The organism is Herbiconiux dendrobii, from assembly GCF_052048175.1.
GTDB lineage: Bacteria > Actinomycetota > Actinomycetes > Actinomycetales > Microbacteriaceae > Herbiconiux.
Genome location: NZ_JBLZQV010000007.1, coordinates 70,194 through 83,420 on the forward strand (window position 1 = coordinate 70,194; position 13,227 = coordinate 83,420).

A 13,227-nucleotide genomic window follows, 5' to 3' on the forward strand; every position below is an offset into this window, starting at 1 on the left:
CCTCAGAGCACGGCCAATCCTTTCCAAAGCCGCCTTTTGCCAGTACTCTCTCAGCGAAAACGGGACGCCATCAGCCCCGCTCGGCAATTCCCCCTTCGGGGGTCGTGAGCGCCAGCATCAGATCGGCCCGATCGCTGACGATGCCGTCGACACCGCGCTCGAGCAGTCCCCTCGCCACCTCCACGTCGTTGATGGTCCAGACGTGCACCTCGACCCCGGCGGCGTGCAGACGCGCGATGGTGCGCGGGGTGGTCGTGGCGATGCCGAAGATGCTCATCGGGATCTGCACCGCATCCACCCGACGCAGCAGGAACCGCACCAGAGGGGTCGCACCGAGCTTGGCGAGCAGCAGGGCGGGCACGAACTCGGAGGCCGAGGCAGAGGCCGCCACGCGGTCACCCAGGGCGTCGACCGCCGCGCGTCGCCGCCGTCGGGAGAACGAGGTGATGAGCACCCGGTCGCGCGCCCCGGCGGCCACGATGGCGGCCGCTGCGGGGGCTGCGACGTCTTCCGACTTGATGTCGATGTTGAAGCGGGTCTCCGGCAGAGCCTCGAGGGCCTCCTGCAGGGTGACGAAACGCACGCCGCCTCCGAGGTCGAGGGCGCGCAGCTGCTCGAGGGTGAGATCGGCGACGCGGTCCGGACGCGACGCGATGCGCTCGAGGGTGGGATCGTGCACGACGACGGCCACACCGTCGGCCGAGGCGTTGACGTCGGTCTCGACGTAGGCCGCGCCGGCCGCCACGGCCCGTTCGAAGGAGGCGAGGGTGTTCTCCGGCACATCGACCGCCAGGCCCCGGTGCGCGAGCACGCGGGGAGTGGGGGAGGCGAAGTACGGCTTGACGGAAGCGCTATTCGCCCTGGCGCGTTCCACCGTCGCCCGTTCCAGGCTTCGGCACCGCTGCGGCTCCTCGATCGCCGAACGCCTGGCCGATGCCCTTAAGCGCTTCGGTGAGCTCGCTGGGGATGACCCAGAGTTTGTTCGCGCTGCCTTCAGCCAACTTCGGCAGCGTCTGCAGGTACTGGTAGGCGAGCAGCAGGTTATCGGGCTCGCCCTTGTGGATGGCGCTGAACACGGTGGTGATGGCCTCGGCCTCACCCTGAGCACGCAGCACGGCGGCCTTCGCGTCACCCTCGGCCCGCAGGATCTCGCCCTGCCGGTGGCCTTCGGCCTCGAGGATGGCGGACTGCTTGGTGCCCTCCGCGGTGAGGATGACCGCGCGGCGCTCCCGTTCGGCGCGCATCTGCTTCTCCATCGAGTCCTGGATGGACACGGGCGGATCGATCGCCTTCAGTTCCACGCGCGACACGCGGATGCCCCACTTGCCGGTGGCCTCGTCGAGCACGATCCGCAGCTGGCCGTTGATCTCGTCGCGGCTGGTGAGCGCCTCTTCGAGGTTCAGCCCACCCACCACGTTGCGGAGGGTGGTGGTGGCGAGCTGCTCGACCGCCCCGAGGTAGTTGGCGATCTCGTAGGTCGCGGCGCGAGCATCCGTCACCTGGAAGAACACCACCGTGTCGATGGAGACCACCAGGTTGTCTTCGGTGATCACCGGCTGCGGCGGGAAGGAGACGACCTGCTCGCGGAGGTCGATCAGCGGCCGGAGGCGGTCGATGAACGGCACCAGGATGTTGAGGCCCGGCATCAGCGTCTTGTGGTAACGGCCGAGCCGCTCGACCACACCGGCGCGGGCCTGCGGGATGATCCGCACCGCGCGGGCCACCACCACCAGCACGAAGACGACGATGATGACGATGACGACGACCAAGATCACCTGGCCCACGACGTTGTCGTTCATGCGGGGGAGTCCTTTCGTTCGACCGGGATCTGCGGTTCACCGGTGAGCGGGGCCCGCTCGGCGGGAACCACGATCGCCGTCGCCCCGTCGATGGCCGTGACGAGCACGCGCTCACCACGCTGCAGTTCCCGGGGCTCGGTGAGCGTGCTGACACGAGCGGTCCAGGTGTCGCCGTTGGAGAGCTTCACGTGGCCGGCCGACGCGGTGACCCCGTCGAGCACGAGGCCCTCGAGACCGAGCAGGGCGTCGACGTTGCTCCGGGCTGGATCGCCCCCGCGCTTGAGCAGCCGGAGCAGCGGAGGCCGCAGCGTCAGCAGGAGCAGGAGGGACACCACCGCGGCGACCACGATCTGGATGTACCACGGGGCGCCGAACGCGCCGGCGATGAGCCCGCCGAGGCTGCCGATGGCGATCATCAGGAAGGTGAACTCGAGCGTGAGCATCTCCACGACGACGAAGAGCAGGATGAGCCCCAGCCAGAAGATCCAGGCGTAGGAGTCGAGGAATTCGAGCATCGGCGGTCTCCTCTCGGCACTGATCGTCAGGGTGATCTGACCTTTTCGACGCTAGCAGGGATCCGTGTCGACCGACCGGAGTAATGGGTACTTGGTAGTCTCGGGAGGTCGTTTCGATCTACGAGGAGTTCTCCGTGCCCAATCCACTCGCCCCCGGTTCGCTCGCCGGAAAGCGCGCCCTCGTCACCGGCTCCTCGCGCGGCATCGGCGCCGACACGGTCGGCTACTTCGCCGAGGCCGGCGCCTCCGTCGTCATCAACTACCGCAACAAGGAGGCGCGCGCCGCGAAGCTGGCGAACGGCATCCGCGAGGCCGGCGGCTCCGCGATCGTGGTGGGTGCCGACCTCACCGACCCCGCATCCGTCGCCGCGATGTTCGACCAGGTGCAGGCCGACCTCGACGGGCTCGACATCCTCGTGATGAACGCCTCGGGCGGCATGGAGAGCGGCATGGCCGAGGACTACGCGATGGCCCTCAACCGCGATGCGCAGGTGCAGCTGCTGACCGCCGCGCTGCCCCTGCTGGCCCCCGGTTCCCGGGTCGTGTTCGTGACCAGCCACCAGGCGCACTTCATCCGCACCACCGAGACCATGCCCGAGTACGAGGCCGTGGCCCTCAGCAAGCGCGCGGGCGAAGACGCCCTGCGCGCGATGATCCCGCAGCTGGAGGAGGCCGGCATCGGCTTCGTCGTGGTGTCGGGCGACATGATCGAGGGCACCATCACCGCGACGCTGCTCGAGCGGGCCAACCCCGGCGCGATCGGCGCCCGCAAGGAGGCCGCGGGCCGCCTGTACAACGTGAGCGAGTTCGCCGCCGAGGTGGCTGCCGCCGCCGTCGATCCGGTGCCGGAGAACCACACGCGGTACGTGGGCGACATCTCCGACTTCGGCGCCATCGAGGGCGAGTAGCCGTCTCATGAGCGGGGCGGCGGATGCGGCGGCGCCGGAAGGCGGCGTCATCCTGAAATCCCGGGTACTGCTGCTGGATCAGGCCGGCCGCACCCTGCTCTTCTACACCCGCGCCGACGTGGCCACCCACCCGACCAGGTGGCTGACGCCCGGCGGCCACCTCGAAGCGGGAGAGTCGCACCTCGACGCCGCCGTGCGCGAGCTGTTCGAGGAGACCGGACTCGTCGTCGCACCCGCGGCGTTCGGCGAGCCGTTCTGGAGCCGGGACTTCGTGGCCGAGCCCGCCGAGGGAGTGCTTCGGGACTACCACGAGGAGTGGTACCTCTTGCGGGTGCCAGCCTTCGATCCGGTGTCCTCCGGCTGGACGCCCGAGGAGCACACCGACATCGAGCAGTGGCGCTGGTGGAGCCTCGCCGACATCCAGCAGACGGCCGACTCCGTGGAGCCGGCCGTGCTGAGTGACCTGCTGCGGGACGCGCTGGGCGCCGCTTAGATCAGGAGACGGCCTTCGGTGCCTTGCCGAGGGTGATGGCGGTGATCGCGGCCATGATGCCGGTGACGATCAGCAGGATGCCGGTGAAGACCACCAGGATGCCGATCGAGTCCAGCGGCAGGAAGATCACGACGATGCCGGCGACCACCGAGATGACGCCGAGGATCGTGCCGAACCACTGCGACGAGTCCTTCGCCGTCTCGATCACGGCGAGCACGCCCTCGATGATCCAGGAGAAACCGATCACCAGGGCGAGCGCGATCAGCGACACGACCGGGTTGCGGATGGCGATGACGCCCGCGACGATCAGCAGCACGCCGAGGATGATGCTGAGGGCCCGGATGCCGCCGGAAACCGAGTTGTTCACGATCCCGGTGACCACGCGCACGAGGCCGGTGATCCAGAAGTAGATCGCGAACAGCAGCGCGATGGTGAACACGATGGCGTCGGGGTTGTTGAACGCCAGGATCAGGATGACGACGCCGAGCACGAGCGAGAGGATCGCGCGGATCCACAGACCGGCCTTCAGCAGACGGCCGGCCGCGGCGGAGATGTCGGAGTCGAAGAGCCAGAAGCTCGTCGTGCCGGGTGTGTTCGTGGTGCTCATGTGGATCCCCTGTTCCCCTGGTGCGCCGTCTGTGGCGCCGGTGTTCGTGATAGCGCCAATCTAGTGCCTGTGGGCCCGCGGATGAGAGTTCGCCGTGAGCATGTTACGTCCGGGGGAGCGGTGTCGGGCGTGACTTCTCGACGGAAGTGACGATTGACAGCTGCATCGGCGACTGCAGTTGTTCGGTGACCCCCGACGCCCTCCGGGGCGTCGGGGGCGGGCAGTAGCATGGCGGCCATGGACGACACCGACGCCGCAGCACCGACGCAGCACCGCGCCGACAGTCACGACCTGATCCGCGTCACCGGTGCGCGCGAGAACAACCTCAAGAACGTGAGCGTCGAGCTGCCCAAGCGCCGGCTGACCGTGTTCACGGGGGTCTCGGGGTCGGGAAAGAGCTCGCTCGTGTTCGGCACCATCGCGGCCGAGTCGCAGCGCATGATCAACGAGACCTACAGCGCCTTCGTGCAGGGCTTCATGCCGACCCTGGCGCGGCCCGATGTCGATGTGCTCGACGGGCTCACCGCCGCCATCATAGTCGACCAGGAGCGGATGGGCGCCAATCCGCGCTCCACGGTGGGCACGGCGACGGATGCGAACGCGATGCTGCGCATCGTGTTCAGTCGCCTCGGCCGGCCGCACATCGGCTCGCCGAACGCGTTCTCCTTCAATGTGGCCTCGGCCAAGGCGAGCGGCGCGATGACGGTCGAGAAGGGTGACGGCACGACGAGTGTCGTGCGCGACTTCACCATCACCGGCGGCATGTGCCCGCGCTGCGAGGGCAGGGGGCAGGTCACCGACATCGACCTGAGCCAGCTCTTCGACGAGTCGAAGTCGCTCGCCGAGGGCGCCATCACCGTTCCGGGCTACACCGCCGACGGCTGGATGGTGCGCATCTACGCCGTGTCGGGCTTCCTCGACGCCGACAAGCCCATCCGCGACTACACCGAGACCGAGTGGAACGACTTCCTCTATAAGGAGCAGGTCAAGGTGAAGGTCGAGAACATGAACCTCACCTACGAGGGTCTGGTGCCGAAGATCCAGAAGTCGATGCTCTCCAAAGACCGGGACGCGATGCAGCCGCACATCCGGGCGTTCGTCGACCGGGCGGTCACGTTCACGGTCTGTCCCGAATGCGGCGGAACGAGGCTCAACGAGGGGGCACGCTCGTCGCGGGTCGGAGGGATGAACATCGCCGAGGCCTGCGCCCTCCAGATCAGCGACCTCGCCGCCTGGGTGCGCGGGCTCGACGAGCCCTCGGTCGCCCCGCTGCTGACGTCGTTGGGCGAGACCCTCGACTCCTTCGTCGAGATCGGGCTGGGCTACCTCTCGCTCGACCGGCCGAGCGGCACACTGTCCGGGGGAGAGGCGCAGCGCACGAAGATGATCCGGCACCTCGGGTCGTCTCTCACAGATGTCACCTACGTGTTCGACGAGCCGACGGTGGGACTGCATCCGCACGATATCCAGCGGATGAACCGCCTGCTGCTGCAGCTGCGCGACAAGGGCAACACGGTGCTCGTGGTGGAGCACAAGCCGGAGGCGATCGCGATCGCCGATCACGTGGTCGATCTCGGGCCGCGCGCTGGCACCGCCGGGGGAGAGGTGGTGTTCGAGGGCACCGTGGAGGCCCTGCGGAAAAGCGGCACCCTCACCGGGCGGCACCTCGACGACCGGTCCGGCCTGAAGCCGGACGTGCGCCCGACGCGAGGGTCGCTCGAGGTCAGGGGAGCGTCCTCGCACAACCTGCGAGACGTCGACGTCGACATCCCGCTCGGCGCGCTGGTGGTCGTCACGGGCGTGGCGGGTTCGGGCAAGAGCTCGCTGATCCACGGCTCGGTATCGCCGCGCGACGAGGTGGTGGCGATCGACCAGGGCGCGATCCGGGGCTCACGGCGCAGCAACCCGGCGACCTACACGGGGATGCTGGAGCCGATCCGCAAGGCCTTCGCCAAGGCGAACGGCGTGAAGCCCGCGCTGTTCAGCGCCAATTCCGAGGGCGCCTGTCCCACCTGCAACGGCGCGGGCGTGATCTACACCGACCTCGGGATGATGGCCGGCGTGTCCACCACCTGCGAGGACTGCGAGGGCAAGCGCTTCCAGGCGGCGGTGCTGGAGTACCGGCTTGGTGGCCAGAACATCAGCGAGGTGCTCGGGATGCCGGTCAGCGAGGCCGTCACGTTCTTCGCCGCGGGGGAGACGCGCATCCCGGCGGCGCACGCCATCCTGGAGCGTCTGCACGACGTGGGTCTCGGCTACCTGAGCCTCGGCCAGCCGCTGACCACCCTGTCCGGGGGCGAGCGCCAGCGTCTCAAGCTGGCGACGCACATGGGGGAGAAGGGCGAGATCTACGTGCTCGACGAGCCCACCACAGGCTTGCACCTGGCCGACGTGGAGCAGCTGCTCGGCCTGCTCGACCGTCTGGTGGACTCCGGCAAGTCGGTGATCGTGATCGAGCACCACCAGGCCGTGATGGCGCATGCCGACTGGATCATCGACCTCGGTCCCGGCGCGGGCCACGACGGCGGGCGGATCGTCTTCGAGGGAACCCCCGCAGAGCTGGTGGCGGCGCGGTCGACGGTGACGGGCGAACATCTGGCCGCCTACGTGAACGGATGAGCGGGCCGCTCGAACGGGCTCGCCGAAGGAGGGCCGGATGACGCGCCGTGGCATCCTGCTGTTCGCCGCGCTCGGCCTGGCCTGGGGGATTCCGTACGTCTTCATCAAGATCGCCGTCACGGAGCTTTCGCCCGAGATGGTGGTGCTGGCGCGGGCGGGGCTCGCGGCGGTACTGCTGCTGCCGTTGGCGCTGTGGCGGCGCGAGCTCGGCCCCGTGCTACGGCGCTGGCGGCCGATGCTGGCGTACACGATCGTGGAGATCGTGCTGCCGTGGTACTTCCTGAGTTCGGCGGAGCAGCGTCTGCCGAGTTCCACGGCGGGCCTGTTGCTCGCGGCCGTGCCGCTGGCCGGTGTGGCCGTGGCCTTCGTGATGGGCCGGCCGACCCGACTCACCGGCGTCAACTGGATCGGCATTGCCCTCGGGATGCTCGGCGTCGCCGCCCTGGTGGGCCTGGACATCGCCGGCTCCGACCTGGGCGCGGTCGCCGAGATGGCCGTCGTCGTGGTCGGCTATGCGCTCGGTCCCGCGATCCTGTCGCGCTGGATGCCCGACCTGCCGGGTGTGGGCGTCGTCGCCGTGTCCCTGGCGGCGACAGCGGTGCTGTACGTGCCGTTCGTCTTGGTGAAGGGATCGTGGCCGACCGCCGTGCCGTCGACGCAGGTGTTCGTTGCGATCATCGTCCTCGCCGTCGTCTGCAGTGCGATCGCGTTCTTACTCATGGTCGCGCTGGTCGGCGAGATCGGCCCGATCAAGGCGACGGCCATCACGTACGTCAATCCGGCCGTCGCCATCCTGGCCGGCGTGCTCGTGCTCGGCGAGGTCGTCACAGTCTGGACGATCGTCGGCTTCGCACTGGTGCTCGCGGGTTCCTACCTCGTGACGCGCCGCCAACGTCCTCCGGCCGTCGTAGCTCCCGTCGAGGCCCCTTCCTGAGCTGAGTCCATCGCGCTGATAATGCACATTATGTCAATACAAGTATCGGGTATTCGCATCTGTTGCGAATGATCGAGTCCCCCACGACGCCCGCAGAATGGCCTGTTGAGAGCCCTGCCGACCCACTGTTTGGGCCTAAGAGCTAAGAGCGACTCTGGGTGGTCATGAGCATGGATTGTTCTCTGACCTGGCAATTCTCTCCAAGGAGCGAAGAACGCCACCATCCGCGCCCTCGTCATCGACATGCCCGCACCGGTCGTCGCCGACGCCCTCGGCTACTCCTACCCCACCGCCGACCGACACCGCCGCGACGCCGGCGCCACCTTCATCGACTACATCGACAAACGAAATCTCGGCATCGAACCGCCCGCAGGTGCCAAGATCGACAAATGACTACCCCACCCCGAGCCTTCACGCCAGCGGAGCGGGAACTCCTCTCATTCCTCGTCCGGGGCGACTGGCCACAAGCCGAGCAAGCTCGAGCGCAAGTAGTCTCAGCGTCGCACTCAGGCTGGTGGTTCGACGGGTCCCAGAGTTTCGATATCGCCGTGGATTCAGATCTCCCGCTAGTCCAATTGCCGGATGGCATCCTCGCAGCGACAGAGAGGATGGTCTGTGACGACGACGATTGCATCGGCGGAGTCATGCTCTGGTTGACCGGCGGCAGAATCAGCAGCCTCGAGTATTACTGGATGACCGATGAACCACCCTCTCAACTGCCCACACCCGAAATGACCCGGCCCGCATAAATCACTCAGTTGGAGAGGCTAGGAAGGTCGTCGTCCACCTCATCCATATGCGTGTCCAACAGGATGCGACCACCCAGGTCGGCGAGGACCGCTACCTCGGTTACCGAGAACCCGATCCCGTCCTGCGATGGGGCGGGAGACCAACTTATAAATAGTTGCAGATCGCCCTTCGACAGAACTGGTCGGAGAACATCAGCGCGGTCGGTCAAGAACGCCATCGCGCTCTCAATCTTCGCCATGACCGTCAAACCCCCATCTCCTTCGAAATCGCCAACCCACCGATCAAGCTTCGTCGAGACGCTTGGAACGCTCAGGATTCGAGAGAAGTCGGAAGCAGGAAGCGTCTCGGAGATAATCACGATCGACACCCTCGACCACTGCGGAGGCTCACGCTGAATCACGTTGTTCACAGCGTCATGATCTCAGCATTCAGCCCGAATACTCGACTGCTGAATACGAGAGCAAGGCAGCACAGGGCCGCCGATCTTCACTTACTGAGACAACTAATCGTCCGGGTACTCCCCACGCCTGAGCTGAATTGCAGGGCTGCTCGACCAATTCGACGCCCGATCCCTCGCCGACCTCATCAGCTACAGCCCACAGACACTCCCTCCTCATGGAACCAATCGAGAAGTCGGGACAGTCTCTTAACGTGACCACCACTACACCTGACGACGAAGCCGCCAGCTGGGAGTCAGCCCGGGCTGGCGATCCCACCGCCTTCGGCGCGATCTTTGACCTTCACCGAAACCGCGTCTTCCATCAGGCACAACGCATGGCACCCACGATCCATGACGCCGAAGACGTCACCGCGGCGACCTTCCTCGAGGCATGGAGACGCCGCGACTCCGTCCGCGTTGTCGACGGATCCATCATCGGCTGGCTCCTCGTGACCGCCAACTACCTCGCACGAAACCTCGATCGCTCACGGCGCCGCTATCGCATCCTTCTCGAACAGATGCGAGAGCCCGAGCACGACATCGACCCGGCGGACGAAGTGGCCAGCCGGCTCGATGCCCAATCGATGGACGGCCGAGTGCGCGAGGCACTCTCACGGCTTCCCAAACGAGATCAAGACATCATCACGCTCTGCATCGTCCAGCAACTCTCCACTGCGGAGGCTGCAGCGGTGCTCTCCATCCCGACCGGAACAGTCAAATCGAGACTGTCACGCGCAAAAAAACGCCTCGCCGCCGACGTGCTAGCAACACTCGACAACGAAACAGCACACACCGGAGGTGCTCGATGACCGGCCCCGACCTGGATCCACGACTGTCCGCATCCATGCGCCGGACGATACTGGCGCACGCACGAAAAAGCACTGACAGAAGGCACTCCCCACGTCAGATCATCACAGCCGCCGGAAGCATCGCACTGGTCACCGGCATCGCCGCAGCTGCCGTCGTCATCATCGTCGCCGGCCTCCCGAACCTCAGTACGACCCCGCCCGTCGCGAGCCCTTCAACGCAAAGCGCAACCACCAGCCCTACCCCCTCGGCGGAACCGGCTCCAACCCCTACTCCTACACTTTCGGCCACTCCGACGAGCACGCCCCCGATCGAACCCGAGGGGCCGACCGTCAACGGCTTCGATGCTCGGCAGGTCTATCAAGCCTGCATCGACGCCACGCCCCTGGAAGCATTTGCGGGATTCGATCCCATGCCAACTGCGGCGGAGTTCACTGACGACAGCGTGAAAGCCGGGGTCGACCCGTACACGCAGGACAGCATCCCCGAATCCGAATGGCCATCGGTCGCGACTGTCTCAGTGGATTGGCCCACCGGTTCGACGCCAGTGACCAACATCGTCGCTCTCTGCACCGTCTCGGGATCCCCCGCGAATCCGACCGTGACCTTCAACCGCACCCTGTCATAGGCTCCATCCGGCCCAGATCGACCGATGACAGGCAGCCCGCCCGATCGGTCAGTAGGTCTGCCGAGCTTCCGATACACGGAGAGGAACAGCGAAGCGGTCCGACAGAGCCTTGCCGAATGCCGCTGTCTGATCACGGGACATCGTCTTGATTGGCCCGAACGATGAAACAGCGAACCGGATCTCCGCGGTCTCACCACTGAGCTGAACCGACAGATACGGAATCGGCGTCGTCGTGTGAAACGGGCCGTACTCGCAAGTCACTGACACAACCGCCGAAGAGGGAATCGTCGCGATCCTCACCGCCGCCATGCCGCCGGCCCAGATTCCGATGAACTCAGTCGCGAGCTCGAGCGCGACAAACGTCGAGGGCCTCGGAATCTTCACCAGATCGGTTGAACACCATGTGGATGCTGCCGCCGCGACGGATTGGTCGCCCACCGCGAGGACGAATTGCTCTTGCGACTTCTTCCGGGCCTCCCGTAGGGACAGTCCCGATGGAAGCCAGAGGGCCAGGACGACGATGCCGACGATCGCCACCCCGGCTGCGATCCCCCCAGAAGCAACGACAAGATCCACCCCGCGTCCCCCTCACCTTGTCCGCCAGATTAGCCCAGGTCTGTCCGCGCCTCAGCTGGGCTCTCCACGACTTACGAGAGAGCCTTTGCGCACCCTCGCCTCCCTTCTGCGCCCCCTCTCTCGGACTGCTCATCGCCCTCCGTCTGGTGCAAGGATTCGCCGGTGCCATGCGGGAGACGCCGGTCTCGGCAACCTCCCCCTCGCGATCGGCGGAGCGGTGGGCGTCGCCGTGTTCGGATCCTTGTTCTTCCAGAGAATCTCCCCCGGATCGCCGTCGAGCGCCTATCGCGTCGCCCTGCTCGTCCAGGGCGGGCTGCTGATCGCCTTCATCGCGCTGGCCTTCTTCTTCCCGAGGAAGGCCAGGCTCCGCCCCGGAGGCCGAGCTGGAAGCCTGCGTCCCCTGACAGCGAGCCGATGGGCCGGCAGGCCATCCGGGGCCGTGGGCGGGTGTGGATCGCCGAAGACGTGCTGTCGCGGGCGTCTCCGGGTTGGTGCGGCACCGGTCGAGTGGTGCTAGGAATTGCTCAGGCCCCCGCACACCGTCGGGGTGGAGAGGACGTGGTCATCGACAGGGAAGGTCCGCTCCGTGACGCTCCGGATGCGGTGCTGGTCGGGCGGGCCTCGCAGGGTGACATCGTCGCGTTCGAGGTGATCGCGCACCGCCACGGACCGCTGATGCGGGTCGTCGCGGCGAAGCTGCTGTCCTCCGACGCCGAGTCCGACGATGTGGTCCAGGACGCGTTCATCAGCGCCTGGCGGCACCTGCCCGAGCTGGACGACCCGGCCCGGCTGCGGCACTGGCTGATGCGGATCGTGAGCAACCGGGCCCTGGACCGGATCCGGTCGCGCCGCCCGCACGACGACATCGACGACTGGGAGCCGGCAGCGCCCGCCCACCGCTCCCCCGACGTCGTGGTCGAGCGCCGCCTGCAGCTGGACGCGCTCAGCGAGGCGCTCGGCCGTTTGCCTGCAGACCAGCGCAGGTGTTGGCTGTTACGAGAGACCGCCGGCTACAGCTACCAGGAGATCGCCGACGCTCTCGAGCTTCCCATCTCCACCGTCCGAGGCCTCCTGGCCAGGTCCCGGGCGTTCCTGCTACACGAGATGGAGGCCTGGCGATGACGACCCCCTCCGACGACGACGCCCGGCTCGAACCCGACGACCTCGACGGCCACACCCTCGAAGAACTCGCCGACTACCTCGCCCACGGCCGCAGCCCCCGCAATCCCGGCATCGAGGGTTCTGCCGGATGCCGGCTCGCCCTGGACGCGATGGAACACCTCCAGCACCTCTCCTGGGACGCCCTCGAGCACGAAGCCAGGGCGGACCCGCACCGCGATGACGCCTGGATCACGCAACTCCTGGACACCATCAAGGACGAGATCAGACCCGGCCGCGACATCCCCGTGCACGATCCCGACCCGAACACGACCCTGACCCTCACCGAAGCCGCCGTGCGGGGCCTCATCCGCATCACCGCCGACGCACTCCCCCACGTGCTCGTCAGCCGCACCGAGTTCGACGGCGACCTCAGCTCGCCCGGCGCACCCGTGTCGGTCGCGATCACCGCGGCAGCCGAGTTCGGGCATCCCATCGAGGTGCTCTCCGCCCAGCTGCGCGATGCCACCCTGACCGCCCTCACCGAGCACACCGAGCTCGTCATCGACCGCATCGACGTCACCTTCGACGACGTCTACCAGGGCCGCACCGATGCCTGACGGACGGATGCCTGACGGAGGGACGCCTCAACGGATGTCTGAACCAATGCCTCAGCCCGACGACGACGCCCTCGCCCGCGAGCTCACCGCAGCCATCCGCTCCATCGACGGTGTCGGGACGATCTTCCGCACCTCGCCTCTGCTGGATGCCGCCACTCAGACCGTCGCGTCGACCCTCAACCTCCCCGAACCGCAGATGACCCTGCAGGTCGAGACGTCCGCCGACGGCACAGCGGTGACCGTGCACCTGTCCACGACCACCCTGTGCCCCTCACCGGGCACCCTCCGAACGGTCGCGGCGGTGCTCCGCGACCGCATCGCCGCTGCCCACCCCGGCCCTGTCGCCATCACGATCAAGGTCCTGCAGATCGAGCGGGCGCCCGCCTGAGCGGAACCCTCGAACCGGTCGCCGCGACTTTCGGATGATCAAGCGC

16 protein-coding genes are annotated in these 13,227 nt (G+C 67.1%); 10 read left to right on the forward strand and 6 right to left on the reverse strand.

Features of this window, described 5'->3' with window-relative positions; all coding sequences use genetic code 11:
• Positions 1 to 70 precede the first annotated feature (70 nt).
• The 3 genes from ACN4JJ_RS18270 to ACN4JJ_RS18280 are packed head-to-tail and all read right to left on the reverse strand — an operon-like array spanning position 71 to position 2,314.
• Positions 71 to 874 (reverse strand): glycerophosphodiester phosphodiesterase family protein, encoded by an 804-nt coding sequence (locus ACN4JJ_RS18270; RefSeq protein WP_440711323.1) that lies wholly within the window; start codon positions 872 to 874, stop codon positions 71 to 73.
• Positions 852 to 1,799 (reverse strand): SPFH domain-containing protein, encoded by a 948-nt coding sequence (locus ACN4JJ_RS18275; protein ID WP_440711324.1) that lies wholly within the window; start codon positions 1,797 to 1,799, stop codon positions 852 to 854. Before ACN4JJ_RS18275 ends, ACN4JJ_RS18270 begins: the two co-directional genes overlap by 23 nt.
• A complete protein-coding gene (locus ACN4JJ_RS18280; RefSeq protein ID WP_440711325.1) occupies positions 1,796 to 2,314 on the reverse strand; it encodes an NfeD family protein in 519 nt (172 codons plus the stop codon). Before ACN4JJ_RS18280 ends, ACN4JJ_RS18275 begins: the two co-directional genes overlap by 4 nt.
• A gap of 134 nt (positions 2,315 to 2,448) precedes the next feature.
• Here ACN4JJ_RS18280 and ACN4JJ_RS18285 point away from each other — a divergent pair, with 134 nt between their 5' ends.
• Both ACN4JJ_RS18285 and ACN4JJ_RS18290 read left to right on the forward strand, forming a co-directional pair.
• Complete coding sequence (locus ACN4JJ_RS18285; RefSeq protein ID WP_440711326.1) at positions 2,449 to 3,222, forward strand: SDR family oxidoreductase; 774 nt, start codon at positions 2,449 to 2,451, stop codon at positions 3,220 to 3,222.
• A gap of 7 nt (positions 3,223 to 3,229) precedes the next feature.
• Positions 3,230 to 3,715: an NUDIX hydrolase gene (locus tag ACN4JJ_RS18290; protein ID WP_440711327.1), complete on the forward strand. Its 486-nt coding sequence runs from the start codon at positions 3,230 to 3,232 to the stop codon at positions 3,713 to 3,715.
• A 1-nt stretch (position 3,716) separates the two neighbouring features.
• On the opposite strand, the gene ACN4JJ_RS18295 is transcribed toward ACN4JJ_RS18290, so the two are convergent.
• Positions 3,717 to 4,322 (reverse strand): HdeD family acid-resistance protein, encoded by a 606-nt coding sequence (locus tag ACN4JJ_RS18295; RefSeq protein ID WP_440711328.1) that lies wholly within the window; start codon positions 4,320 to 4,322, stop codon positions 3,717 to 3,719.
• A gap of 237 nt (positions 4,323 to 4,559) precedes the next feature.
• Between ACN4JJ_RS18295 and ACN4JJ_RS18300 the strand changes: the two genes are divergently transcribed.
• The 3 genes from ACN4JJ_RS18300 to ACN4JJ_RS18310 all read left to right on the forward strand — a co-directional run bounded on the left by ACN4JJ_RS18300 (position 4,560) and on the right by ACN4JJ_RS18310 (position 8,268).
• A complete protein-coding gene (locus tag ACN4JJ_RS18300) occupies positions 4,560 to 6,941 on the forward strand; it encodes an ATP-binding cassette domain-containing protein (protein ID WP_440711329.1) in 2,382 nt (793 codons plus the stop codon).
• Between the two features lie 37 nt (positions 6,942 to 6,978).
• A complete protein-coding gene (locus tag ACN4JJ_RS18305; RefSeq protein ID WP_440711330.1) occupies positions 6,979 to 7,875 on the forward strand; it encodes a DMT family transporter in 897 nt (298 codons plus the stop codon).
• Positions 7,876 to 8,118: 243 nt separating this feature from the next.
• Complete coding sequence (locus tag ACN4JJ_RS18310) at positions 8,119 to 8,268, forward strand: hypothetical protein (RefSeq protein WP_440711331.1); 150 nt, start codon at positions 8,119 to 8,121, stop codon at positions 8,266 to 8,268.
• 361 nt (positions 8,269 to 8,629) lie between these two features.
• Here ACN4JJ_RS18310 and ACN4JJ_RS18315 read toward each other — a convergent pair whose 3' ends face one another.
• Positions 8,630 to 9,034 (reverse strand): hypothetical protein, encoded by a 405-nt coding sequence (locus ACN4JJ_RS18315; protein WP_440711332.1) that lies wholly within the window; start codon positions 9,032 to 9,034, stop codon positions 8,630 to 8,632.
• A 242-nt stretch (positions 9,035 to 9,276) separates the two neighbouring features.
• Between ACN4JJ_RS18315 and ACN4JJ_RS18320 the strand changes: the two genes are divergently transcribed.
• A complete protein-coding gene (locus ACN4JJ_RS18320; RefSeq protein ID WP_440711333.1) occupies positions 9,277 to 9,873 on the forward strand; it encodes an RNA polymerase sigma factor in 597 nt (198 codons plus the stop codon).
• On the forward strand, positions 9,870 to 10,499 hold the full coding sequence (locus tag ACN4JJ_RS18325) for a hypothetical protein (protein WP_440711334.1): 630 nt from the start codon (positions 9,870 to 9,872) through the stop codon (positions 10,497 to 10,499). The genes ACN4JJ_RS18320 and ACN4JJ_RS18325 overlap by 4 nt, the downstream gene beginning before the upstream one ends.
• Positions 10,500 to 10,547: 48 nt before the next feature.
• Here the strand turns inward: ACN4JJ_RS18325 and ACN4JJ_RS18330 are convergent, their stop codons facing one another.
• Positions 10,548 to 11,075: a hypothetical protein gene (locus tag ACN4JJ_RS18330; RefSeq protein WP_440711335.1), complete on the reverse strand. Its 528-nt coding sequence runs from the start codon at positions 11,073 to 11,075 to the stop codon at positions 10,548 to 10,550.
• Positions 11,076 to 11,633: 558 nt separating this feature from the next.
• On the opposite strand from ACN4JJ_RS18330, the gene ACN4JJ_RS18335 reads away from it, so the two are divergent.
• From ACN4JJ_RS18335 to ACN4JJ_RS18345, 3 genes are read left to right on the forward strand one after another with little or no spacing between them, the layout of a single operon-like run.
• On the forward strand, positions 11,634 to 12,197 hold the full coding sequence (locus ACN4JJ_RS18335; protein WP_440711336.1) for an RNA polymerase sigma factor: 564 nt from the start codon (positions 11,634 to 11,636) through the stop codon (positions 12,195 to 12,197).
• Positions 12,194 to 12,793, forward strand: coding sequence for an Asp23/Gls24 family envelope stress response protein (locus tag ACN4JJ_RS18340; RefSeq protein ID WP_440711337.1), 600 nt, complete (start codon positions 12,194 to 12,196; stop codon positions 12,791 to 12,793). The genes ACN4JJ_RS18335 and ACN4JJ_RS18340 overlap by 4 nt, the downstream gene beginning before the upstream one ends.
• A 34-nt stretch (positions 12,794 to 12,827) precedes the next feature.
• Positions 12,828 to 13,181, forward strand: coding sequence for a hypothetical protein (locus ACN4JJ_RS18345; RefSeq protein ID WP_440711338.1), 354 nt, complete (start codon positions 12,828 to 12,830; stop codon positions 13,179 to 13,181).
• Positions 13,182 to 13,227: the final 46 nt, after the last annotated feature.

Bases quoted from the DNA above. Each gene is read 5' to 3' on its own strand.
- ACN4JJ_RS18340 (WP_440711337.1), top strand. From the start codon at position 12,194: ATGACGACCCCCTCCGACGACGACGCCCGGCTCGAACCCGACGACCTC.
- ACN4JJ_RS18275 (WP_440711324.1), bottom strand. From the start codon at position 1,799: ATGAACGACAACGTCGTGGGCCAGGTGATCTTGGTCGTCGTCATCGTC.
- ACN4JJ_RS18295 (WP_440711328.1), bottom strand. From the start codon at position 4,322: ATGAGCACCACGAACACACCCGGCACGACGAGCTTCTGGCTCTTCGAC.
- ACN4JJ_RS18325 (WP_440711334.1), top strand. From the start codon at position 9,870: ATGACCGGCCCCGACCTGGATCCACGACTGTCCGCATCCATGCGCCGG.
- ACN4JJ_RS18300 (WP_440711329.1), top strand. From the start codon at position 4,560: ATGGACGACACCGACGCCGCAGCACCGACGCAGCACCGCGCCGACAGT.
- ACN4JJ_RS18310 (WP_440711331.1), top strand. From the start codon at position 8,119: ATGCCCGCACCGGTCGTCGCCGACGCCCTCGGCTACTCCTACCCCACC.
- ACN4JJ_RS18305 (WP_440711330.1), top strand. From the start codon at position 6,979: ATGACGCGCCGTGGCATCCTGCTGTTCGCCGCGCTCGGCCTGGCCTGG.
- ACN4JJ_RS18280 (WP_440711325.1), bottom strand. From the start codon at position 2,314: ATGCTCGAATTCCTCGACTCCTACGCCTGGATCTTCTGGCTGGGGCTC.
- ACN4JJ_RS18345 (WP_440711338.1), top strand. From the start codon at position 12,828: ATGTCTGAACCAATGCCTCAGCCCGACGACGACGCCCTCGCCCGCGAG.
- ACN4JJ_RS18290 (WP_440711327.1), top strand. From the start codon at position 3,230: ATGAGCGGGGCGGCGGATGCGGCGGCGCCGGAAGGCGGCGTCATCCTG.